Source organism: Enterobacter cloacae (assembly GCF_011078175.1).
GTDB lineage: Bacteria > Pseudomonadota > Gammaproteobacteria > Enterobacterales > Enterobacteriaceae > Enterobacter > Enterobacter cloacae_Q.
In genome coordinates this window covers 85,624-108,343 of sequence record NZ_JAALCJ010000003.1, presented here as the reverse complement: position 1 = coordinate 108,343, position 22,720 = coordinate 85,624, and the positions used below count along the sequence as shown (strand labels likewise).

The window sequence follows — 22,720 nt, the reverse complement described above, 5'->3', positions numbered from 1 at the left end:
GCTGGCGCGCGGTCGTGCGCCAGCATTACCCTGCACTCATTGCATCCCCCAGATGGAAAATAGGCAGATACATTGCCACCACCAGCGTGCCGATAATCAGTCCCGTCACGACCAGTAGCAAAGGCTCAAGGAGTGCCGCCAGGCTGTCTGCCTGCTGAAAAGTCTGTTCCGTATGGTGACGCGCCAGATTCGTTAGCATCACATCGAGTGAACCCGACACTTCTCCGGTGCGAATAAGCTGGATACACAATGGCGTAAAAACAGAGGCTTTCTGGAAGGAGCACCACACGGGCATGCCCTGTTCGATATCGCTGCGTATCCCGAGGATTTTGTCCTGCCAGTAGCCACGCTCAACGGTCTCCGCCACGCTCTCCAGGCCCTGTAAAAAGGCAATTCCCGCCTGCTGGGTTAGTGACAGCACGGTAAAAATGTGTCCCAGTTTTTGCCCGCGCGACAGCGTGCCTATTACCGGTACGTGCAACAGGACATATTGCCAGCGTGGATGTCGCCGCAGTTTACAGACGATGATGACTATCACTACAAGCAGAGCGAAAAGGGTCAGGATATGCGCCTGAACTAAGGCCGCCAGACCCATAACTGCCTGCGTGAGCAAAGGAAGCGGGGTGTTGAAGGTTTTGTAGATTGCAGCAAACTCAGGCAAAACCAGCGTCACCATCGCCAGCACAACGAAAAAGGCCAGCGTGAGGATGATCAGCGGGTACCGAAGCGCTTTCTTCACCTTTGAATTCAGCTGCTGCTGGGATTTTTGCTGCTGCGCAAGCTGACGACAGCACGCTTCGAGCTTTCCCGTCAGCTCACCTGTCTTTACCATCGAGACATAAAGAGGGCTGAACGCATCAGGCCATTTCTTCATGGCCTCTGACAGGGCACAGCCTTCGCTCAGGTCATCAGCAAGACTGTGCAGCAGCGCCTGCCATTGCTGCAAAGGATGCTGGTCCGCCAGCATGTAAAGGCTTTGGGACAGCGTGAGTCCGGCCTGTAGCAGCGTGGCGAGCTGGCGAAAAATATCGTAGCAGTGCCGGACTTGCCATCGGTAGCGCTGCTGGCAGCGCTTAATCGCCAGTGGGTGCAACTGTTTAAGCACCAGTGCTGTGTAAGCTGCGTTACGGTCGATGGCCCAGAGAGTACCAGTTTGCACGTCCCCCCCGGAGGTCAGGGCACGCCAGCGCCAGAGCGAATTAGCAGCCATCGGGCATTCCCAGGACGCGCAACAGCTCTTCGAGCGTAGTCAGCCCTTGCTCCACGGTCATGCAGCCATGTTCGAATAAAGAAGTCATTCCAGCCTGACGTGCGCTGGATGCAATCACCTCCGTACTGGCTCCGCTGGCAATGACCTGCCGAAGTGTGTCGTCAATGACAAGCACTTCAAAAATGGCTACGCGACCATAAAAACCGTGGTAACAGCGATCGCAGCCGGTAGGTTGCCAGCGAGGAAGCGGCCGGGGCCACAACGTACGGGGTAATTCGGTGTGGCGGCTGACTTCCTGTCGGCAGTACGGGCATAACCGGCGCACCAGCCGCTGGGCAATCACCATTGAGAGCGCCGAGGAGATCATCCAGCGTGCGACGCCCATCTGTTGCAGCCGTACCAGCGTTTCAGTCGTCGAGTTAGTATGAAGAGTGGACAGCACCAGATGTCCGGTTTGCGCCGCCTTAATGGCAATTTCTGCCGTTTCGCCGTCACGAATTTCACCTACCATAATAATGTCAGGATCCTGCCTGAGCAGGGCGCGCAGCACGCTCTGGAAAGTCAGCCCCGCACGCGGATTAATCTGCGTCTGGTTTAAGCCTGCTAGCGGGATTTCAACGGGATCTTCCACGCTGCAAATATTGACGTCAGGGGTATTTCGCGCCTGTAACGCGCTGTACAGCGTCACCGTTTTCCCGCTACCGGTCGGGCCGGTGACAAGAATCAACCCCTGAGGGCTGTTAAGCGCACCGGCAAAACGGGCCTGCTGATCTGCACTCATTCCCAACTGTTCAAGCTCCAGCGCTTGCTGTACCTGGTGAAGCAGACGAAGCACGATTTTTTCTCCACCGCTACAGGGAAGGGTAGCGATACGAAAAGAGACGGGGACGCTTGCCAGTTCCACCGTAAACTGACCGTCCTGTGGCAGGCGGCGTTCCGCAATATCCAGTTGACCCAGCACCTTCAGGCGCGCGCCAAGCGTCGTACCAAGGGCGGCGGAGATCGGCGGTTGCGGGTAAAGAACACCGTCGATTCGCAAACGGATCTGGTAGCCGTGCTCCGTCGGTTCAATATGGATGTCAGAAGCCCGCTGGTTTACTGCCTGCTGCAACGTTGCATTGAGCACATCAGCGGATGAGTTTGGCGCTACGCCCGGCAGATGTGATGATGAGGCGGACTGGAGTCGTTTTTCCAACCGTTCGGCCGTCCAGCATTCAATATCAATACGCTTTTGCGTGGCGAAGCGTAACGCTTCCATTAGCTCAGTGGCAGGGTTACCCACCACCGCAATACTGATCATGTCCCTGTCGCTTGCGAGCAGCAATGCGTGATGGCGCTGACAGAGCGTCATAAGCTGTTCGGTATTCATTGTCCATTCCTGTCAGTTGTTGTCGAAGCGGAAAACATCTTCGCAGGCTTGTCTGAGCGCAGTGTCGGATGCAATTTTGCAGTCACGTGTCCAGCCCGTCATACCGTTACCGTCGCTCCAGATCGGTGTCATGAGCACTTCAAGCCCGTTAAGGCTTTCCTGCCCTGTTAACGATACGGCCCCCTTCGCCACGCTCATTGCTGAAACGTAACGTGTGGTTGTGGGCGAGGGAATGCCATTGGTGCCTGCATCGCAGCGCTCCACGCCACCATGATCCAGGGCGCAAAGCTCAATGGCAGTGCGGTAGGGAATAAACGTTTGCAGCATATCGGTGAGTGCCGCTTTTCGCAGGTAGTTCTGATAGGCCGGGACGCCAATCGCGCTCAGAATGGCAATAATGCCAATGACGACCATTAGCTCAATCAGGGTAAATCCTTGTTGTCTGTTCATCTCTGCTCCTTACGTTACGTGGCGCTACTGTGGCAGTGCCAGCGCGCAGAAACGAGGGGCAAAAGCGTGATCGTGAAGGGGCTTTCAGGGAAATAATTCAGTGTTGCAGAGAAGAACAACGTAAATGCGAGCGGTTTCGTATTTTCCCTCTCCGGACGGAGAGGGGCGGACAAATTATTTGAAGCGCATCGAGAGATCGAGGGCGCGTACGTGCTTGGTCAAAGCGCCAACGGAGATATAATCGACGCCGGTTTCAGCAAATTCGCGAATGGTGTCAAACGTCACGTTGCCGGACACCTCAAGCTGTGCCTGACCATTTGTGCGTTTGACGGCTTCACGCATCTGCTCCGTGTCGAAGTTGTCGAGCATGATGATGTCAGCCCCCGCTTTAATGGCCTCGTCCAGCTCCTCCAGATTTTCCACTTCCACCTCAACTGGCACATCCGGATGCAGCCAGAAGGCTTTTTCCACGGCCTGACGCACCGAGCCAGAGGCAATAATGTGGTTCTCTTTAATCAGGAAGGCATCGGATAGCCCCAGACGATGGTTAGCGCCGCCGCCGCAGAGCACCGCGTATTTCAGCGCCGTACGCAGGCCCGGCAGGGTTTTACGGGTATCCAGCAGCTGGGTGCGGGTACCTGTCAGCAGATCAACGTAACGGCGAACCTCACTGGCGACACCGGAGAGCGTTTGCACAAAATTGAGCGCGGTGCGTTCGCCGGTCAGCAAGACGCGGGACGGGCCGTCCAGCTCGAACAGTGGCTGATTCGCCGTGACCGCATCACCGTCCTCAACGTGCCAGGTGACCTGCACTTCGTCGCCCGCCAGCTGAGTAAAGACCTCTTCAACCCAGCGTTTGCCGCAGAAAACCCCCGCTTCGCGAGTGATAATCACCGCGTGCGAGCGAGTCTCTTTTGGCAACAATTGGGCGGTAATATCGTTATCGGCGCTGACGTCACCGCCGAGATCTTCTTTCAGAGCATGGGCAACGCTTGCCGGGATATCACTATTAATACGTTCCAGAAGCGCGTCACGTCGGTGGTCGGGGTTATAGCGGCGAGGCGGCATGATAAAACTCCAAATTGGTAACGAATCATAATATTGAAACATGCTACTCTGAACCGAGTAACAGCACCATAGATAAGGAGTTCCAGCATGTTGTTAGAAGACGGATGGCTGGTGGAGGCGCGGCATGTACCGTCGCCGCACCACGACTGCCGCCCGGAGGATGAAAAGCCCACACTGCTGGTGGTTCACAATATTAGTCTCCCGCCGGGTGAGTTTGGCGGTCCGTGGATCGATGCGTTATTCACTGGAACGATAGATCCCGATGCCCACCCCTTCTTTGCTGAGATTGCGCATCTGCGCGTATCGGCGCACTGTCTGATCCGTCGTGATGGCGAAGTGGTTCAGTATGTTCCCTTTGATAAGCGTGCCTGGCACGCTGGCGTGTCGATGTATCAGGGGCGCGAGCGCTGCAACGATTTCTCCATCGGGATTGAGCTGGAAGGAACGGACACCATGCCTTACACCGACGCGCAATATGAGAAACTGGTTGTAGTGACCCAAACGCTGATCGAACGCTATCCCGCAATGGCCGAGAATATTACTGGGCACAGTGACATCGCCCCCGAAAGAAAAACCGACCCCGGCCCGGCGTTTGACTGGTCCCGGTTTCACGCCATGCTTACCACGTCGTCAGATAAGGAGATAACATGACGTTGTTTACCATGCTGCTGGTTATGATCGCTGAACGCCTGTTTAAGCTCGGCGAGCACTGGCATCTGGATCATCGGCTGGAAGTGTTATTCCGCCGCATCAGGCATTTTTCCATGTTGCGCACGCTGCTGATGACGGCAGGTGTGATGGCGATTACGTTCCTGCTCCTGCGCTCGCTGTATGGCCTCTTTTTCAACGTGCCGCTGCTGGTGGTGTGGATCCTGCTCGGCGTGTTGTGTATTGGTGCGGGCAAGGTGCGTTTGCACTATCACGCATACCTTAAGGCCGCCTCCAGGGATGATGCCCACGCGCGCGGCGCGATGGCGAGTGAGCTGACGATGATCCACGGTGTACCGCCGGACTGCGATGAACGCGAGTTCCTGCGCGAGCTGCAAAACGCGCTTCTGTGGATTAACTTCCGCTACTACCTGGCGCCGCTGTTCTGGTTTGTGGTGGGCGGCCCGTGGGGACCGGTACTGTTGATGGGCTATGCGTTTCTCCGCGCCTGGCAGACATGGCTTGCCCGCTACCTGACGCCGCATGAACGGCTCCAGTCCGGCATTGATGCCATCCTGCACGCACTCGACTGGCTTCCGGTGCGTCTGGTGGGTGTTGTTTATGCTCTTATCGGTCACGGTGAAAAAGCGTTGCCCGCATGGTTTGCTTCTCTGGCAGACCGCCATACCGCGCAGTATCAGGTGTTAACCCGACTGGCACAATTCTCGCTGGCGCGTGAGCCGCACACGGATAAAGTCGAAACGCCAAAAGCTGCCGTCTCGATGGCGAAGAAAACGTCGTTTGTGGTGGTGGTCATCGTGGCGCTACTGACCATTTACGGCACGCTGGTCTGAACCAGCGCGCCGAAGCTGTTACAGCCTATCCGCAGGCGGGATGCCGAAATCAGGCATCCCGTTTTCGTCCCAGCGGACGCGCTTCAGGCGAGTGTGACGATTCGGATCGTAAAGCGGATCGCCCTCTATTTCAGTATAGTTTCGCGCGTGGTAGACCAGCACATCTTCGCCTTCCGGCGTCTGCGTAAAGCTGTTATGGCCAGGACCGTACTGACGGTTTTCGTAGCTGGTGACGAACACCGGGCGCGGGGATTTATGCCAGTTGGCCGGGTTTTGCGGATCGGCGCTTATCTCTATCCACAGTAACCCCATGCAGTAGTTCTCGTCGGTGGCGCTGGCGGAGTAGCTGATAAACAGCTTATCGCCATGGAACAGCACCGCCGGGCCTTCATTGACCCAGAAACCGCGACACTCCCAGTCATATTCTGGTTTACTGAGCATCACTGGTTCGCCTTTAAGCGTCCACGGGTTTTCCATTTCACACAGGTAAAGATTGGAGTTACCGGAAATATTTGGGGCTTTTTGCGCCCACAGATACCAGCGTTTTCCTTGATGAACAAAGGTGGTGGCATCCAGCGCGAAGGTATCAAACGGCGTTTTGATTTGCCCTTTTTCCACCCATCTGCCGGTAAGCGGATCGCCATCAGCACATTCTATGGCAAACATGCGGTGCTGGAACATTCCCAGACCGTCCAGCGCCTGTGTGTGCGCCGCGGCAAAATAGATGTACCACCTGCCGTCAATATGATGCAGCTCCGGTGCCCAAATCAGCTGGCTCATCGGGCCGGTATCGGGCTTGCGCCAGACAACCACCTCTTTAGCATCGCGTAAACCTTCCAGCGAATCCGCGCGGCGGATCGCCAGCCGGTCATACTCCGGCACGGAGGCAATAAAGTAGTATTGCCCTTCATGGCGCAGGATATACGGGTCGGCGCGTTGTTCAATAAACGGGTTTGGCCAGGTTTGCATTCGGTTTTCCTTATTTCGTCTCAGCGGCTTTGAGTTCCTGATAATCGTTCAGTTCGCGATAGTTGGTGCGACGCTTTTCCAGATCGGACTGGATCATCTTCATGGTTTCGCGATCCACTTTCAGCAGACGTACTACGCCCGCGGTAATTAAGTATCCAATGCCGGGAATGACGGTAAACAGCAGCACGATGCCGTTAATGGCGTCCGCGCTCTGCGCTTTTGCGCCCGCATCGTAGCCGTACCAGGAGAGCAGGAAGCCGACCATTGCCCCGGCAATCGCCAGACCCAGCTTCAGGAAGAAGATGTTGCCGGAGAAGCTGATCCCGGTGATGCGTTTCCCGGTTTTCCATTCACCGTAGTCGTCCACGTCGGCCATCAGCGACCAGTGCAGCGGTGACGGGATCTGGTGCAGGATGTTCAGAAGGACGTAGAGCACCACAATGGTTGTCGTCGCTTTCGGATCGAAGAAGTAGAAGGCGCAGGAGAAAATCGCCAGCACGATGTTGGTCCAGAAGAATACCTTCAGCTTACACCAGCGGTCGGTCAGCACTTTCGCCAGCATACTGCCGAACATCATGCCGACCACGCCCAGGCTGATAAACAGCGTGGCGAAATGGGTGCTTTGACCCATGACCCAGGTGACGTAATACATGGTGGCCGCCATGCGGATAAAGCCAGGACAGACGTTGCACAGCGTTAACAGCAGGATCCTCACCCACTGGTCGTTCTTCCACACGTCTTTCAGGTCGTTTTTCAGTTCGTCATGAGTTTGCACCGCCGGACGCACGCGCTCGCGCACCGTGGCGAAGCAGAACAGGAACATGCAGGTACCTATCAGCGCCAGCACGGTCATCGCCATCTGGTAGCCTTTGGCTTTGTTATCCCCACCGAACCAGTCGGCCATTGGCAGGAGCGTCAGCGACAGCAGCAGCGTGGCGATACCGACCATAACAAAACGATAGGACTGACAGGCAACGCGCTCTTTCGGGTCGTTGGTGATCACGCCGCCGAGCGAGCAGTAAGGAATATTGATGGCGGTATAGGTTAATGACAGCAGGAAGTAGGTGACAAACGCATAGATAACTTTGCTGTTATAGCTCCACTCTGGCGTGGTGAACATCAGAATACTGAACAGCGCATAGGGGAAGGCAATCCACAGCAGCCATGGACGAAACCGGCCATATTTGCTGCGGGTCCGATCGGCAATCGCGCCCATGATCGGGTCCGTTACGGCATCAATGACGCGCACGGAAAGGAGTAAAACGCCAACCAGTGCAGGAGCAAGACCAAAAATATCCGTATAAAAATAGTTAACAAATAACATGATGGCGCCAAAGATAATGTTGCATCCGGCGTCACCCATGCCATAGCCGATCTTTTCTTTTACTGACAGTTTGTTGTTATTCATCGACAGCTCTCCGGGTTTCGGTATGGAGAGAATTATTCGCTGGCAAACGAATATATGCGTTGCAATATAAAGGCGGTGATATGGAGGATTTTGCTATTGGCGCGAATTTGTGAGGAAGATAACAAGACGCTGTACCCGCAACCGCGAGTACAGCGAGAAAACACTTAGTGCGCTTTCACCGTTTTGGCATTTTTCTGTTTCACCATATAACCCACGCCGAGGATCGCAATCCAGACCGGGATCAGGTAGACGGAAATCGCCATGCCTGGGGTGATGAGCATGATGATCAGCACTGCCGCCATGAACAGCAGGCAAACCCAGTTCCCCAGCGGATAGAGCAGGGCAGGGAAGCGGGTGGTTACGCCCTGCTGCTGCTTGGCGCGGCGGAACTTGATGTGCGCGAGGCTAATCATCGCCCAGTTAATCACCAGCGCGGAAACCACCAGCGCCATCAGCAGGCCGAAGGCCGATTCCGGGGCCAGGTAGTTAATGAGAACACACAGCGCCGTCACGACCGCCGACACGATGATGGTGTTAACCGGCACGCCACGTTTATCAACGGTAAGCAGCGCTTTCGGTGCGTTGCCCTGCTGCGCCAGGCCGAACAGCATACGGCTGTTGCAGTACACGCAGCTGTTATAAACGGAGAGCGCGGCGGTCAGCACCACGACGTTGAGCGCGTTCGCCACAAAGGTATCGCCGAGCTCGTGGAAGATGAGCACAAAGGGGCTGGTATCCGCCGTTACACGCGTCCATGGCAGCAGGGAGAGCAGGACCGCCAGTGAGCCCACATAGAAGATCAGAATGCGGTAGATAACCTGGTTTGTGGCTTTCGGGATGCTCTGCTCCGGGTTATCGGCTTCCGCGGCAGTGATGCCCACCAGCTCCAGACCGCCGAAGGAGAACATGATGATCGCCATCATCATCACCAGGCCAGTCATGCCGTGCGGCAGGAAGCCGCCCTGTTCCCAGAGGTTACGCACGGTTGCCTGCGGACCGCCGTTACCGCTGAACAGCAGCCAGCCGCCAAAAATGATCATCGCCACAACGGCAATCACTTTGATAATGGCAAACCAGAATTCCATCTCACCGAACACTTTTACGTTGGTCAGGTTAATGGCGTTGATAATGACGAAGAATGCCGCCGCAGACGCCCAGGTGGGGATCTCGGGATACCAGAACTGGATGTATTTCCCGACGGCGGTCAGTTCAGCCATGGCAACCAGAACGTACAGAACCCAGTAGTTCCAACCGGAGGCGAAGCCCGCGAAGCTGCCCCAGTATTTATAGGCGAAGTGGCTGAATGAGCCTGCGACCGGCTCCTCAACAACCATTTCACCTAACTGACGCATAATCAGAAACGCAATGAAACCCGCGATCGCGTAACCCAGAATAATGCCCGGACCGGCAGACTGGATAACCGATGCACTGCCCAGAAACAGGCCAGTACCAATAGCACCGCCCAGGGCGATGAGCTGAATATGGCGGTTTTTAAGGCCGCGCTTTAGCTGATCGCCATGCTGTTGAGCTTCCATTTGAAACCTCGTGTGTGGTTGTTATGTTCACGCTGTGCGTGTGTAATTATGAAAGTCCATATTCTGTATTTATTTCTTTACGGTTAACGGTACCGAAAAAAACGGAGGTGGCTTCCGTTAGCGCCAGAATAGTGGTAAGCGCCAGCGAATGCACCTGCTTTATGAAGGGATGATGACGACTTGAATAAAAAGAAACCAATTGTAAATCGGTACGTTAACCCCTCATACCCCAACCTATAGAATAGAAATGCGTCAGAAGAGGGCGAATTTTCATTTTTTGCCTTGTTGAATCGCTTCAGATTGCAAAATCCCTCGTTTCATTGTGGTTAAAAATGCCTCTTTGGTAGTAACCATTTCATTTGTGCAAAGTTACATTCCTGAAACGTTAGTTCTGTAAGGTTGTTAAAATGTGCCGGGTTTACTGATTTCAATCAAAACCAATATGGACAGAAGGTGAATACTTTGTTACTTTAGCGATACGAACATGAAATTGGTAAGACCAATTGACTCCGGGCAAAAAGGCGTAAGACAGGGAATATGGCCTACAGCAAAATTCGCCAACCAAAACTTTCCGATGTGATTGAGCAGCAGCTGGAGTTTTTAATTCTCGAAGGGACACTGCGTCCGGGCGAGAAACTCCCGCCAGAACGCGAGCTGGCAAAACAGTTCGACGTTTCACGTCCCTCTCTGCGTGAGGCGATTCAACGTCTCGAAGCAAAGGGCCTGTTGCTCCGTCGCCAGGGTGGCGGAACCTTTGTGCAAAACAGCCTGTGGCAGAGCTTCAGCGACCCGCTGGTAGAACTTCTCTCTGACCACCCAGAATCCCAGTTTGATCTGCTTGAGACCCGTCACGCGCTGGAAGGTATCGCGGCCTATTACGCCGCCCTTCGCAGCACTGATGAAGACCGCGTACGTATTCGCGAGCTGCATCAGGCCATTGAACGGGCACAGCAGTCCGGCGATTTAGACGCCGAGTCCAATGCCGTCGTCCAGTATCAAATTGCCGTCACCGAAGCGGCGCACAACGTGGTGCTCCTCCATCTGCTACGCTGCATGGAGCCGATGCTGGCCCAGAACGTTCGTCAGAATTTTGAATTGTTGTATGCCCGTCGGGAGATGCTCCCGCTGGTAAGCAACCATCGCACCCGAGTATTCGAGGCGATAATGGCCGGGGAACCGGAGCAGGCGCGCGAAGCGTCGCACCGCCATCTGGCTTTCATTGAGGAAATCTTGCTGGACCGCAGCCGTGAACAATCGCGTCGCGAACGTTCATTACGCCGCATACAGCAACGAAAGGATTAAGCGCCAGAGTTTTAGAGCGCGGCAACTAAACGCAGAACCTGTCTTATTGTGTTTTCTGGCGAAAATACAATGGGACAGGTTCCAGACAAATCAACGTATTAGATAGATAAGGAATACCCCCATGTCAGAACGTCTCCAAAATGACGTGGATCCGATCGAAACTCGCGACTGGCTACAGGCGATCGAATCGGTCATCCGTGAAGAAGGTGTTGAGCGTGCTCAGTATCTGATTGATCAGCTGCTTTCAGAAGCACGCAAAGGCGGCGTGAAAGTGGCTTCAGGTGCAGGGGCTAGCAACTACGTAAACACGATTGCCGTCGAAGACGAACCGGAATACCCGGGCAATCTGGATCTGGAACGCCGTATCCGTTCTGCTATCCGCTGGAACGCCATCATGACCGTTCTGCGCGCATCCAAGAAAGACCTGGAACTGGGTGGCCACATGGCGTCCTTCCAGTCTTCTGCGACCATTTACGAAGTGTGCTTCAACCACTTCTTCCGTGCAGCTAACGAGAAAGATGGCGGCGATCTGGTGTACTTCCAGGGCCACATCTCTCCGGGCATCTATGCACGCGCCTTCCTGGAAGGTCGTCTGACTGAAGAGCAGATGAACAACTTCCGCCAGGAAGTTCACGGTAAAGGTCTGTCTTCTTACCCGCACCCTAAACTGATGCCTGAATTCTGGCAGTTCCCGACCGTATCCATGGGTCTGGGTCCAATCGGTGCGATCTATCAGGCTAAATTCCTGAAATACCTGGAACACCGTGGTCTGAAAGATACCTCTGAGCAGACCGTTTACGCCTTCCTGGGCGACGGTGAAATGGATGAGCCAGAATCTAAAGGCGCGATCACCATCGCGACCCGTGAGAAGCTGGACAACCTGTGCTTCATCATCAACTGTAACCTCCAGCGTCTGGATGGTCCGGTAACCGGCAACGGCAAGATCATCAACGAACTGGAAGGCATCTTCGCAGGTGCTGGCTGGAACGTGATCAAAGTCATGTGGGGCGGTCGTTGGGATGAGCTGCTGCGTAAAGACACCAGCGGTAAACTGATCCAGCTGATGAACGAAACCGTTGACGGCGACTACCAGACCTTCAAATCCAAAGACGGTGCCTACGTTCGTGAGCACTTCTTCGGCAAATATCCTGAAACCGCAGCCCTGGTTGCAGACTGGACTGACGAGCAGATCTGGGCGCTGAACCGCGGCGGTCACGATCCGAAGAAAGTTTACGCTGCACTGAAAAAAGCGCGTGAAACCAAAGGTAAAGCGACTGTCATCCTGGCCCACACCATCAAAGGTTACGGCATGGGTGATACCGCAGAAGGTAAAAACATCGCTCACCAGGTTAAGAAAATGAACATGGACGGCGTGCGTTATATCCGCGACCGTTTCAACGTTCCAGTGACCGATGAGCAGGTAGAAAAACTGTCCTACATCACCTTCCCGGAAGGGTCTGAAGAGCACAAGTACCTGCACGAACGCCGTCAGGCGCTGAAAGGCTACCTGCCTGCTCGTCAGCCTAACTTCACCGAGAAGCTGGAACTGCCAGCGCTGGAAGACTTCTCTCAGCTGCTGGAAGAGCAGAACAAAGAGATCTCTACCACTATCGCTTTCGTGCGTGCCCTGAACGTGATGCTGAAGAATAAGTCGATCAAAGATCGTCTGGTTCCAATCATCGCCGACGAAGCGCGTACTTTCGGTATGGAAGGTCTGTTCCGTCAGATCGGTATCTACAGCCCGAACGGCCAGCAGTACACCCCGCAGGACCGTGAGCAGGTTGCATACTACAAAGAAGACGAGAAAGGTCAGATCCTTCAGGAAGGTATCAACGAACTGGGTGCAGGCGCATCCTGGCTGGCTGCTGCGACCTCTTACAGCACCAACAACCTGCCGATGATCCCGTTCTACATCTACTACTCCATGTTCGGGTTCCAGCGTATCGGTGACCTGTGCTGGCAGGCAGGCGACCAGCAGGCTCGTGGCTTCCTGATCGGTGGTACTTCTGGTCGTACGACCCTGAACGGTGAAGGTCTACAGCACGAAGATGGTCACAGCCACATTCAGTCTCTGACTATCCCTAACTGTATCTCTTATGACCCGTCTTACGCGTACGAAGTGGCAGTCATCATGCATGACGGCTTGCAGCGCATGTACGGTGAAGCGCAAGAGAACATTTATTACTACATCACCACCCTGAACGAAAACTACCACATGCCGGCAATGCCAGCAGGTGCCGAGGAAGGTATCCGTAAAGGTATCTACAAACTCGAAACCCTCGAAGGTAGCAAAGGTAAAGTTCAGCTGCTGGGCTCCGGTTCTATCCTGCGTCACGTGCGTGAAGCAGCGCAGATCCTGGCGAAAGACTACGGTGTGGGTTCCGATGTGTACTCTGTTACCTCCTTCACCGAACTGGCGCGTGATGGCCAGGATTGTGAGCGCTGGAACATGCTGCACCCAATGGAAACCCCACGCGTTCCGTACATCGCTCAGGTGATGAACGACGCGCCAGCTGTAGCTTCAACTGACTATATGAAACTGTTCGCTGAGCAGGTTCGTACTTACGTTCCAGCTGATGATTATCGCGTACTGGGTACTGACGGCTTCGGTCGTTCAGACAGCCGCGAAAACCTGCGTCACCACTTCGAAGTTGATGCTTCCTACGTGGTAGTAGCAGCACTGGGCGAACTGGCTAAACGTGGCGAAATCGATAAGAAAGTGGTTGCAGACGCAATCACCAAATTCAACATCGATGCAGATAAAGTTAACCCGCGTCTGGCGTAAGAGGTAAAAGAATAATGGCTATCGAAATCAATGTACCGGACATCGGGGCTGATGAAGTTGAAATCACCGAGATCCTGGTCAAAGTGGGCGACAAAGTTGAAGCTGAACAGTCGCTGATCACCGTAGAGGGCGACAAAGCCTCTATGGAAGTCCCGTCTCCTCAGGCTGGCATCGTTAAAGAGATCAAAGTCTCTGTTGGCGATAAAACCGAGACCGGTAAACTGATCATGATTTTCGATTCCGCCGACGGTGCAGCAGCTGCTGCACCTGCGCAGGAAGAGAAGAAAGAAGCCGCTCCGGCCGCCGCTGCTCCAGCAGCTGCCGCAGCAGCGAAAGAAGTTAACGTGCCTGACATCGGCGGTGACGAAGTTGAAGTGACCGAAATCCTGGTGAAAGTGGGCGACACCGTTGCGGCAGAGCAGTCACTGATCACCGTAGAAGGCGACAAAGCCTCTATGGAAGTGCCGGCACCGTTTGCGGGTACCGTTAAAGAGATCAAGATCAACACCGGTGACAAAGTGTCTACGGGTTCCCTGATCATGATTTTCGAAGTGGCGGGCGCTGAAGGCGCTGCGGCTCCAGCGAAAGCGGAAGCTGCACCGGCTCCGGCTGCTGCACCAGCGGCTGCTGGCGGCGTGAAAGACGTTAACGTACCGGACATCGGCGGTGACGAAGTTGAAGTGACCGAAGTGATGGTCAAAGTGGGCGACAAAGTTGCCGCGGAACAGTCACTGATCACCGTTGAAGGCGACAAGGCTTCCATGGAAGTGCCTGCGCCGTTCGCCGGTACCGTTAAAGAGATCAAAATCAGCACCGGCGACAAAGTGTCTACCGGCTCCCTGATCATGGTCTTCGAAGTGGAAGGCGCTGCGCCTGCGGCCGCTCCGGCTGCTGCGGCGGCACCAGCACCGGCAGCTGCACCGGCTCAGGCTGCTAAACCTGCTGCTGCCCCTGCTGCGAAAGCGGAAGGCAAATCTGAGTTCGCTGAGAACGACGCTTACGTTCACGCCACCCCGCTGATTCGTCGCCTGGCGCGCGAGTTCGGTGTGAACCTGGCGAAAGTGAAGGGCACCGGCCGTAAAGGTCGTATCCTGCGCGAAGACGTTCAGGCTTACGTGAAAGACGCGGTGAAACGCGCTGAAGCGGCACCTGCTGCTGCCACCGGTGGCGGTATCCCGGGCATGCTGCCATGGCCGAAAGTGGACTTCAGCAAGTTCGGTGAAATCGAAGAAGTGGAACTGGGCCGTATCCAGAAAATCTCTGGTGCTAACCTGAGCCGTAACTGGGTGATGATCCCGCACGTTACCCACTTCGATAAGACCGATATCACCGATCTGGAAGCGTTCCGTAAGCAGCAGAACGCCGAAGCTGAGAAGCGTAAGCTGGACGTGAAATTCACCCCAGTAGTCTTCATCATGAAAGCCGTTGCCGCTGCCCTTGAGCAGATGCCACGCTTCAACAGCTCCCTGTCCGAAGATGGCCAGAAGCTGACGCTGAAGAAATACATCAACATCGGTGTTGCGGTTGATACGCCAAATGGTCTGGTTGTTCCGGTCTTCAAAGACGTGAACAAGAAGAGCGTCACTGAGCTGTCCCGTGAACTGACCACCATCTCTAAAAAAGCGCGTGATGGTAAGCTGACTGCCGGCGAAATGCAGGGCGGCTGCTTCACTATCTCCAGCATCGGCGGCCTGGGTACTACCCACTTTGCGCCGATTGTGAACGCGCCGGAAGTGGCTATCCTCGGTGTGTCCAAGTCCGCGATGGAGCCGGTGTGGAATGGCAAAGAGTTCGTGCCGCGTCTGATGATGCCAATCTCTCTGTCCTTCGACCACCGCGTGATCGACGGGGCTGATGGTGCGCGTTTCATCACCATCATCAACAACATGCTGAGCGACATTCGCCGCCTGGTGATGTAATCGAAAAGCCGGCCAGTCGGCCGGCTTTTTTCTGATAATCTCATGGGGTTTTTGAGGTTATTGGTGAAAGCGATAATTCGTGAGCCGTTTGTTGTTTCAAAATTGTTAACAATTTTGTAAAATACGGGCGGATAGAACGACCCGGTGGACGACGGGTATACATTAAGAGGTCATGATGAGCACAGAAATCAAAACTCAGGTCGTAGTACTTGGGGCAGGCCCGGCAGGTTATTCCGCAGCATTTCGCGCCGCGGATTTAGGTCTGGAAACCGTCATCGTAGAACGTTACAGCACCCTCGGCGGTGTTTGTCTGAACGTCGGCTGTATCCCTTCAAAAGCGCTGCTGCACGTCGCGAAAGTGATCGAAGAAGCCAAAGCGCTGGCTGAACACGGTATCGTCTTCGGTGAGCCGAAAACCGATATCGACAAGATTCGTACCTGGAAAGAGAAAGTTATCACTCAGCTGACCGGTGGTCTGGCGGGTATGGCCAAAGGCCGTAAAGTGAAAGTGGTCAACGGTCTGGGTAAATTTACCGGGGCAAACACCCTGGAAGTGGAAGGTGAGAACGGCAAAACCGTGATCAACTTCGACAACGCGATCATCGCGGCGGGTTCCCGTCCGATCGAACTGCCGTTCATTCCACATGAAGATCCACGCGTGTGGGACTCCACCGATGCGCTGGAGCTGAAAACCGTTCCTGAACGCCTGCTGGTTATGGGCGGCGGTATCATCGGTCTGGAAATGGGCACCGTATACCATGCGCTGGGTTCACAGATTGACGTGGTTGAAATGTTCGATCAGGTTATCCCGGCTGCCGATAAAGACATTGTTAAAGTCTTCACCAAACGCATCAGCAAGAAATTCAACCTGATGCTGGAAACCAAAGTGACTGCCGTTGAAGCGAAAGAAGACGGTATTTACGTTTCCATGGAAGGCAAAAAAGCCCCGTCTGAACCACAGCGTTACGACGCCGTGCTGGTGGCGATTGGCCGTGTGCCGAACGGTAAAAACCTCGACGCGGGCAAAGCTGGCGTGGAAGTGGACGACCGTGGCTTCATCCGCGTTGACAAACAGCTGCGCACTAACGTGCCGCACATCTTTGCTATCGGCGATATCGTCGGTCAGCCAATGCTGGCGCACAAAGGTGTCCACGAAGGTCACGTTGCCGCTGAAGTTATCGCCGGCATGAAGCACTACTTCGATCCGAAAGTGATCCCATCTATCGCCTACACCGAGCCAGAAGTGGCATGGGTGGGTCTGACCGAGAAAGAAGCGAAAGAGAAAGGCATCAGCTACGAAACCGCCACCTTCCCGTGGGCTGCTTCTGGCCGTGCTATCGCTTCCGACTGCGCAGACGGTATGACCAAACTGATCTTCGACAAAGAGACTCACCGCGTGATCGGTGGTGCGATTGTCGGTACCAACGGCGGCGAGCTGCTGGGTGAAATCGGTCTGGCTATCGAAATGGGCTGTGACGCGGAAGACATCGCGCTGACCATCCACGCTCACCCAACTCTGCACGAGTCCGTGGGCCTGGCGGCAGAAGTGTTTGAAGGTAGCATCACCGACCTGCCAAACGCGAAAGCGAAGAAGAAATAAGTTTCTTCAGATGAAAAAAAGCGGCCTGAGGCCGCTTTTTTTATGCGCTGCGTTCAGGGTGCCACAGGCTGCCAGGTTTTATCCGGGCTATACGCGGATAGCGCCTGAGCTTTTTGCGCGGAATCGCTGCCGAGATCGGACTGGTACACCTTGTCGTCCTGGTTTATCACAAAACTCATGACGCCAGTTTGACCATAGCTGACTGGCCAGGCCACCATCGCGAAACCGTTATTCTCCGACAGAATGCGGAAGCGATAGCCGTGGTAGCCGGCCTCCGGCTCTTTCGGGCTAAATGCCGGACCAAGCGGACTTGGCGCTTCGCCAGGCGAGACGGGCCAGTAAAGACCGTCCTTTTTCCCTTCCGAGCTGACAATTTTCTGCGCGTATTTCTGGTTCAGCGCAAAATAGCTCTGCTGGGCATCCACATAGGCATGTAAAGCCGCGATGGCGGCAAGCTCGTTACGCCCAATCTCGCGGGTCAGAATCTCCTCGGCTCCTTCTTTGATGTCAAACTGCCAGCCGGAAGCGGTTTTGACCACCGGGATGGGAAGCTGCCAGCCGCTGTCTCCGACCACAAGATGCGCCTTATCACCGTCGACAACCGTGTTGTGCCGGACTTTCCAGTCGCGCAGGAAGCGATCGACCGCATCCGGGTCTACGCCTTCCGGTGGCAGAAAGTCGCGCCAGCTTTCACCGAGCAGATTGCTCATCGCACTTTCGTTTTGCTCGCTGATGGCGCTTGCCAGCGCATCGGTTGCTTGATCTGGCGAGCTGAATGATTGCTGCGCCATAACGGCCGCCGAGACCATGAACAACACCATTCCACTGAGTAATTGACGTTTCATGTCGGCTCCCTTAACGGTGACGGAATTCATGGCGTTCAGCGCGTTCGCCAGCGATCTGGCGCGGCTGATGTTGACGAGCAGCAAGCTGTCTGCTTTGCGCCCCGCGCTGCTGTTGCGCCTGCCAGTTGGCGGAGCGACTGTCGTTACCGCTCAGGGCATTGGCCCGATGCAGCCCGGCTGGCTCCTGTACCGTCTGTGAAACCCGCTTTTCCTGTCTGCGCATGGTTGTCTGATGATGTTCACGCTGCGGTGTATTCGCGCGTTTAACGGTCTGCGGTCTGGTGTCATAGCCACGGTAGTTACTGCGCTGAGAAATCTGCTTCAGCTGTTCACTTGAAGCCTGCCGCTGTGCATCTTTCATTCCCGGACGCGCAGTCTGTGGGAAGGTTTTGCCCGTCGATTTCTCCATCTGGCTGAGAGCGGCCTGGCGCTGGCTGTCCCGATTCATCGGTTTTTGCTGCGTTGCGCTGAGTCCGGTGGCGGTATTTGTGGAGTGGAAACGGTTAGCCAGTTGATTATTCGGGTACGGAACGCCCTCACGATAGGCCGGATTGTGCTGCCAGGTGCGATTGATATCGGTAAGATGCTGCCCACTAATTTTGTTGAAGTTATCAACGTTAATATTGATGTTGTTATCACCGTTGCGATTATAGCCGCCGCGATCCCAGTCATCATCACCATCCCAGTCGATATTGCTGAAAATGGCGTAGGTTGTCGCCACGCCCAGGCTGAAGCCTAAGCCTTTCACCAGGCTGTCGGTAAACTGCTCTCCAGGCGAGGGTGGGAGATAGGTTGGCGGATAGGCGGTATTTGGCCAGGTACCGTAAACCGTATTGGGGTTATAGGTGGGCACATAAACGACCTGCGGGTCAGCGGATTCAATTTTAATGACCGTGGGGGCTGGCGCGGTAGATGTGGTTGATTCGCTGGTGTTGGTTTTCGCGGGCGCGGGTTTTGTCACGGTGGTGACCGTCTGCTGCGGTGTCGATTGCAAGGTACCGGTCTTCTGGGCCAGCGCGCGCAGGCGTTGCACAGAATCCATCACGTCTTTCGGTTGCGCGAGAAACGCATCGCCGAGGTTTTGTACCCACGGCGGATTTCCGCCCATCAGCGACATTAACTGAGGAAACGCCACCAGCGATTTCACGCTGGGATCCCACGGCTGGCTTGCCACCGCCTGAATCGCGGCATCGCCCTGTATGTTGGGGTTGTCTTTTGACCACTGCGCGGCCTGGATAACGTTAGCCGGATAGGTCGATGCCATTAAAATTTGAGACAGCAGAGCGTCCGGGTAGAGCGCAATCGGGGCGATCCACTGATCGATTTGCGCGGCCGTGTAAGCTGGCGCGACGACGGGGGCGGGTTGGGCCGCAGGTGTTGCTATCGGTTGTTGGGCGACAGGCGCAGGGGCGACAGGCTCCGTTGCACGGCTTTTGACAAACATCACGCCAGAGGCGGCAAACAGCCCGGTACTGCACAGAAGGACGAGCAGATGCGGCTTAAAGGGCAACTTCATATAGTGACTCCAACGAGACAAGCGCTGTGCCGTGAGGCGTTACGGTTGGCGTGAGTATTATTCACCCGTCTTTTACGGTTTTGACTTTTCTTGGGAAGCGTCGGGTTTGTCCGGACAAAGAGTGTGAATATTTATTACACAATTATATCGGATGGTTGAAAAACCGCCGGGTTTTCAAAAGGCCGCTCTTGCGAGCGGCCAGCAGCAACGTGAAAGCACTACGCAAAAAGGTTCATTGGGCTTGAAAGCCTTTAGGGAGAAGTGCAAAATTCATTGCGTTGGGTTTTGCCGCAAATCTGCTAACCCGGTGTGCTACCACCGCAAGGCAACAAATTAACCGCTGTGAAGCGGTTTTTTTGTACCCCAAAATCGTCTCGCTTCCCCGCTACACCATGCTTAACGATTCAGCAAATTTTTTAATGTTGCTTTTTTGTAAACAGATTAACACTGTGCAGAAATCCTGCTATGCTGCCCGACGCGGTATCGGGCATTTACCCTACAAACTGCTGTCTCACAGGAGCGTGAAGAGAACGCCCGCCGCATATGACAATGAGAGCGAGGAGAACCGTCGTGCTAGAAGAATACCGTAAGCACGTAGCAGAACGTGCCGCCGAGGGAATTGTACCCAAACCTTTAGATGCAACCCAAATGGCCGCGCTCGTCGAGCTGCTGAAGAACCCGCCTAAGGGCGAAGAAGAATTCCTGTTAGATCTGCTGATCAACCGCGTACCGCCTGGCGTAGATGAAGCTGCCTACGTAAAAGCCGGATTCCTTGCTGCTATCGCCAAAGGCGAAGCCACCTCCCCACTGGTTACTCCTGAAAAAGCCATTGAACTGCTCGGCACCATGCAGGGTGGTTACAACATTCACCCGCTGATTGACGCGCTGGATAACGACACGCTGGCACCGATTGCCGCGAAAGCGCTCTCTTCAACGCTGCTGATGTTCGATAACTTCTACGATGTGGAAGAAAAAGCCAAAGCCGGCAACGTCTATGCGAAGCAGGTGATGCAGTCCTGGGCGGATGCCGAATGGTTCCTGAACCGTCCCGCTCTGGCTGACAAGATTACCGTGACCGTCTTCAAAGTGACGGGTGAAACCAACACCGATGACCTTTCTCCGGCGCCGGATGCATGGTCTCGCCCGGATATCCCACTGCACGCCCTGGCGATGCTGAAAAACGCCCGTGAAGGCATTGAGCCTGATCAGCCGGGCGTCGTCGGTCCGATCAAACAGATCGAAGCCCTGCAACAGAAAGGTTTCCCGCTGGCCTATGTGGGTGACGTTGTGGGTACCGGTTCTTCCCGTAAGTCTGCGACCAACTCCGTGCTGTGGTTCATGGGCGACGACATTCCGCACGTGCCGAACAAGCGCGGTGGCGGCCTGTGCCTCGGTGGCAAAATTGCCCCGATCTTCTTCAACACCATGGAAGATGCAGGCGCACTGCCAATTGAAGTGGATGTAAGCAACCTGAACATGGGCGACGTGATTGACGTTTACCCGTATAAAGGCGAAGTGCGTAACCACGATACGAATGAACTGCTGGCAAGCTTTGAGCTGAAAACCGACGTGCTGATCGACGAAGTACGCGCCGGTGGCCGTATCCCGCTGATCATCGGCCGTGGCCTGACCACCAAAGCGCGTGAAGCGCTGGGTCTGCCGCACTCTGACGTGTTCCGTCAGGCGAAAGACGTGGCGGAAAGCAACCGTGGTTTCTCGCTGGCACAGAAAATGGTAGGTCGTGCGTGCGGCGTCGCGGGTATCCGCCCTGGCGCATACTGCGAGCCGAAGATGACCTCCGTGGGGTCTCAGGACACCACTGGCCCAATGACCCGTGACGAACTGAAAGATCTGGCGTGCCTGGGCTTCTCTTCTGACCTGGTGATGCAGTCCTTCTGTCACACCGCAGCGTATCCGAAGCCGGTTGACGTCACCACGCACCACACGCTGCCAGACTTCATCATGAACCGCGGCGGCGTTTCCCTGCGTCCGGGCGACGGCGTTATCCACTCCTGGCTGAACCGTATGCTGCTGCCGGATACCGTGGGTACCGGCGGTGACTCCCACACCCGTTTCCCTATCGGTATCTCCTTCCCGGCGGGCTCCGGTCTGGTGGCGTTTGCGGCGGCGACCGGCGTGATGCCGCTGGACATGCCGGAATCCGTTCTGGTGCGCTTCAAAGGTAAAATGCAGCCGGGTATTACCCTGCGCGACCTGGTTCACGCCATTCCGCTGTATGCGATTAAACAGGGCCTGCTGACCGTAGAGAAGAAAGGGAAGAAAAACATCTTCTCTGGCCGCATTCTGGAAATCGAAGGTCTGCCGGATCTGAAAGTGGAGCAGGCGTTCGAGCTGACCGATGCCTCCGCCGAGCGTTCTGCGGCAGGCTGTACCATCAAGCTGAACAAAGCGCCAATCGAAGAGTACCTGACTTCCAACATCGTGCTGCTGAAGTGGATGATTGCAGAAGGCTACGGCGACCGTCGTACGCTGGAGCGTCGTATTCAGGGCATGGAGAAATGGCTGGCGGATCCGCAGCTGCTGGAAGCCGATGCTGACGCAGAGTACGCGGCGGTGATCGACATCGATCTGGCGGACATCAAAGAGCCAATCCTCTGTGCGCCGAACGATCCGGACGACGCACGCCCGCTGTCTGCGGTACAGGGCGAGAAGATCGACGAAGTGTTCATCGGCTCGTGCATGACCAACATCGGTCACTTCCGCGCGGCCGGCAAGCTGCTGGATACCCATAAAGGCCAGCTGCCAACCCGCCTGTGGGTGGCACCGCCAACCCGTATGGACGCGGCGCAGCTCACCGAAGAGGGTTACTACAGCGTGTTTGGCAAGAGCGGTGCGCGTATCGAAATCCCTGGCTGTTCCCTGTGTATGGGTAACCAGGCGCGCGTGGCCGACGGTGCGACGGTGGTTTCCACCTCTACCCGTAACTTCCCGAACCGTTTAGGTACCGGTGCGAACGTCTACCTGGCCTCTGCGGAGCTGGCGGCGGTTGCGGCGCTGATTGGTAAACTGCCTACGCCGGAAGAGTACCAGACCTTTGTGGCTCAGGTAGATAAGACGGCGGTGGATACCTATCGCTATCTGAACTTCGACCAGCTCTCTCAGTACACCGAGAAGGCTGACGGGGTGATCTTCCAGACCGCAGTATAAATGCTACCCTCTCCCGTGGGAGAGGGGCAGGGGGGTGAGGGCATCAGGCCGCAGGGTCTTGCTCTCACCTTTTT

Annotated in this window: 16 protein-coding genes; 7 read left to right on the top strand and 9 right to left on the bottom strand. The window is 55.4% G+C overall.

Translation table 11 applies throughout. The features are described 5' to 3' along the window. Positions 1 to 25: 25 nt before the first annotated feature. The 4 genes from hofC to nadC all read right to left on the bottom strand — a co-directional run bounded on the left by hofC (position 26) and on the right by nadC (position 4,097). A complete protein-coding gene (gene hofC / locus G6Q29_RS07710) occupies positions 26 to 1,210 on the bottom strand; it encodes a protein transport protein HofC (protein WP_165465149.1) in 1,185 nt (394 codons plus the stop codon). Further along, positions 1,200 to 2,579 carry a type II secretion system protein GspE gene (gspE, locus tag G6Q29_RS07705; RefSeq protein ID WP_165465148.1) on the bottom strand — a complete coding sequence of 460 codons (1,380 nt, stop codon included), beginning with the start codon at positions 2,577 to 2,579 and terminating at the stop codon, positions 1,200 to 1,202. Before gspE ends, hofC begins: the two co-directional genes overlap by 11 nt. Positions 2,580 to 2,591: 12 nt before the next feature. Continuing rightward, on the bottom strand, positions 2,592 to 3,029 hold the full coding sequence (gene ppdD, locus G6Q29_RS07700) for a prepilin peptidase-dependent pilin (RefSeq protein ID WP_165465147.1): 438 nt from the start codon (positions 3,027 to 3,029) through the stop codon (positions 2,592 to 2,594). Between the two features lie 174 nt (positions 3,030 to 3,203). After that, positions 3,204 to 4,097 carry a carboxylating nicotinate-nucleotide diphosphorylase gene (gene nadC / locus G6Q29_RS07695; RefSeq protein WP_165465146.1) on the bottom strand — a complete coding sequence of 298 codons (894 nt, stop codon included), beginning with the start codon at positions 4,095 to 4,097 and terminating at the stop codon, positions 3,204 to 3,206. An 87-nt stretch (positions 4,098 to 4,184) separates the two neighbouring features. Between nadC and ampD the strand changes: the two genes are divergently transcribed. Together ampD and ampE are read left to right on the top strand one after the other, a co-directional pair. After that, entirely contained in the window at positions 4,185 to 4,748 is a 564-nt protein-coding gene (gene ampD / locus G6Q29_RS07690; RefSeq protein ID WP_165465145.1) for a 1,6-anhydro-N-acetylmuramyl-L-alanine amidase AmpD, read from the top strand. Further along, positions 4,745 to 5,599, top strand: coding sequence for a beta-lactamase regulator AmpE (gene ampE, locus G6Q29_RS07685; RefSeq protein ID WP_165465144.1), 855 nt, complete (start codon positions 4,745 to 4,747; stop codon positions 5,597 to 5,599). Before ampD ends, ampE begins: the two co-directional genes overlap by 4 nt. A gap of 18 nt (positions 5,600 to 5,617) precedes the next feature. Here ampE and G6Q29_RS07680 read toward each other — a convergent pair whose 3' ends face one another. From G6Q29_RS07680 to aroP, 3 genes are all read right to left on the bottom strand, one after another. After that, on the bottom strand, positions 5,618 to 6,568 hold the full coding sequence (locus G6Q29_RS07680) for a glycoside hydrolase family 43 protein (protein ID WP_165465143.1): 951 nt from the start codon (positions 6,566 to 6,568) through the stop codon (positions 5,618 to 5,620). A 10-nt stretch (positions 6,569 to 6,578) separates the two neighbouring features. Beyond that, positions 6,579 to 7,976, bottom strand: coding sequence for a glycoside-pentoside-hexuronide (GPH):cation symporter (locus tag G6Q29_RS07675; RefSeq protein ID WP_165465142.1), 1,398 nt, complete (start codon positions 7,974 to 7,976; stop codon positions 6,579 to 6,581). A gap of 164 nt (positions 7,977 to 8,140) precedes the next feature. Further along, positions 8,141 to 9,511, bottom strand: coding sequence for an aromatic amino acid transporter AroP (aroP, locus tag G6Q29_RS07670; RefSeq protein WP_165465141.1), 1,371 nt, complete (start codon positions 9,509 to 9,511; stop codon positions 8,141 to 8,143). A 537-nt stretch (positions 9,512 to 10,048) separates the two neighbouring features. On the opposite strand from aroP, the gene pdhR reads away from it, so the two are divergent. The 4 genes from pdhR (at position 10,049) to lpdA (ending at position 17,117) form a co-directional block, all read left to right on the top strand. Continuing rightward, a complete protein-coding gene (gene pdhR / locus G6Q29_RS07665; protein ID WP_015572686.1) occupies positions 10,049 to 10,813 on the top strand; it encodes a pyruvate dehydrogenase complex transcriptional repressor PdhR in 765 nt (254 codons plus the stop codon). Positions 10,814 to 10,934: 121 nt separating this feature from the next. Continuing rightward, on the top strand, positions 10,935 to 13,598 hold the full coding sequence (gene aceE / locus G6Q29_RS07660; protein WP_165465140.1) for a pyruvate dehydrogenase (acetyl-transferring), homodimeric type: 2,664 nt from the start codon (positions 10,935 to 10,937) through the stop codon (positions 13,596 to 13,598). 14 nt (positions 13,599 to 13,612) lie between these two features. Further along, a complete protein-coding gene (gene aceF, locus G6Q29_RS07655) occupies positions 13,613 to 15,517 on the top strand; it encodes a pyruvate dehydrogenase complex dihydrolipoyllysine-residue acetyltransferase (protein WP_165465139.1) in 1,905 nt (634 codons plus the stop codon). 175 nt (positions 15,518 to 15,692) lie between these two features. Then, positions 15,693 to 17,117 (top strand): dihydrolipoyl dehydrogenase, encoded by a 1,425-nt coding sequence (gene lpdA, locus G6Q29_RS07650; protein WP_165465407.1) that lies wholly within the window; start codon positions 15,693 to 15,695, stop codon positions 17,115 to 17,117. A 53-nt stretch (positions 17,118 to 17,170) separates the two neighbouring features. On the opposite strand, the gene G6Q29_RS07645 is transcribed toward lpdA, so the two are convergent. Continuing rightward, complete coding sequence (locus G6Q29_RS07645; RefSeq protein WP_165465138.1) at positions 17,171 to 17,962, bottom strand: DUF2950 family protein; 792 nt, start codon at positions 17,960 to 17,962, stop codon at positions 17,171 to 17,173. Between the two features lie 10 nt (positions 17,963 to 17,972). Further along, positions 17,973 to 19,478, bottom strand: coding sequence for a DUF3300 domain-containing protein (locus G6Q29_RS07640; RefSeq protein WP_165465137.1), 1,506 nt, complete (start codon positions 19,476 to 19,478; stop codon positions 17,973 to 17,975). 570 nt (positions 19,479 to 20,048) lie between these two features. Here G6Q29_RS07640 and acnB point away from each other — a divergent pair. Continuing rightward, positions 20,049 to 22,646 carry a bifunctional aconitate hydratase 2/2-methylisocitrate dehydratase gene (gene acnB / locus G6Q29_RS07635; RefSeq protein ID WP_165465136.1) on the top strand — a complete coding sequence of 866 codons (2,598 nt, stop codon included), beginning with the start codon at positions 20,049 to 20,051 and terminating at the stop codon, positions 22,644 to 22,646. Positions 22,647 to 22,720 lie beyond the last annotated feature (74 nt).

Coding starts and splice junctions, on each gene's coding strand:
- hofC (WP_165465149.1), bottom strand. CDS start 1,210: ATGGCTGCTAATTCGCTCTGGCGCTGGCGTGCCCTGACCTCCGGGGGG.
- gspE (WP_165465148.1), bottom strand. CDS start 2,579: ATGAATACCGAACAGCTTATGACGCTCTGTCAGCGCCATCACGCATTG.
- ppdD (WP_165465147.1), bottom strand. CDS start 3,029: ATGAACAGACAACAAGGATTTACCCTGATTGAGCTAATGGTCGTCATT.
- nadC (WP_165465146.1), bottom strand. CDS start 4,097: ATGCCGCCTCGCCGCTATAACCCCGACCACCGACGTGACGCGCTTCTG.
- ampD (WP_165465145.1), top strand. CDS start 4,185: ATGTTGTTAGAAGACGGATGGCTGGTGGAGGCGCGGCATGTACCGTCG.
- ampE (WP_165465144.1), top strand. CDS start 4,745: ATGACGTTGTTTACCATGCTGCTGGTTATGATCGCTGAACGCCTGTTT.
- G6Q29_RS07680 (WP_165465143.1), bottom strand. CDS start 6,568: ATGCAAACCTGGCCAAACCCGTTTATTGAACAACGCGCCGACCCGTAT.
- G6Q29_RS07675 (WP_165465142.1), bottom strand. CDS start 7,976: ATGAATAACAACAAACTGTCAGTAAAAGAAAAGATCGGCTATGGCATG.
- aroP (WP_165465141.1), bottom strand. CDS start 9,511: ATGGAAGCTCAACAGCATGGCGATCAGCTAAAGCGCGGCCTTAAAAAC.
- pdhR (WP_015572686.1), top strand. CDS start 10,049: ATGGCCTACAGCAAAATTCGCCAACCAAAACTTTCCGATGTGATTGAG.
- aceE (WP_165465140.1), top strand. CDS start 10,935: ATGTCAGAACGTCTCCAAAATGACGTGGATCCGATCGAAACTCGCGAC.
- aceF (WP_165465139.1), top strand. CDS start 13,613: ATGGCTATCGAAATCAATGTACCGGACATCGGGGCTGATGAAGTTGAA.
- lpdA (WP_165465407.1), top strand. CDS start 15,693: ATGAGCACAGAAATCAAAACTCAGGTCGTAGTACTTGGGGCAGGCCCG.
- G6Q29_RS07645 (WP_165465138.1), bottom strand. CDS start 17,962: ATGAAACGTCAATTACTCAGTGGAATGGTGTTGTTCATGGTCTCGGCG.
- G6Q29_RS07640 (WP_165465137.1), bottom strand. CDS start 19,478: ATGAAGTTGCCCTTTAAGCCGCATCTGCTCGTCCTTCTGTGCAGTACC.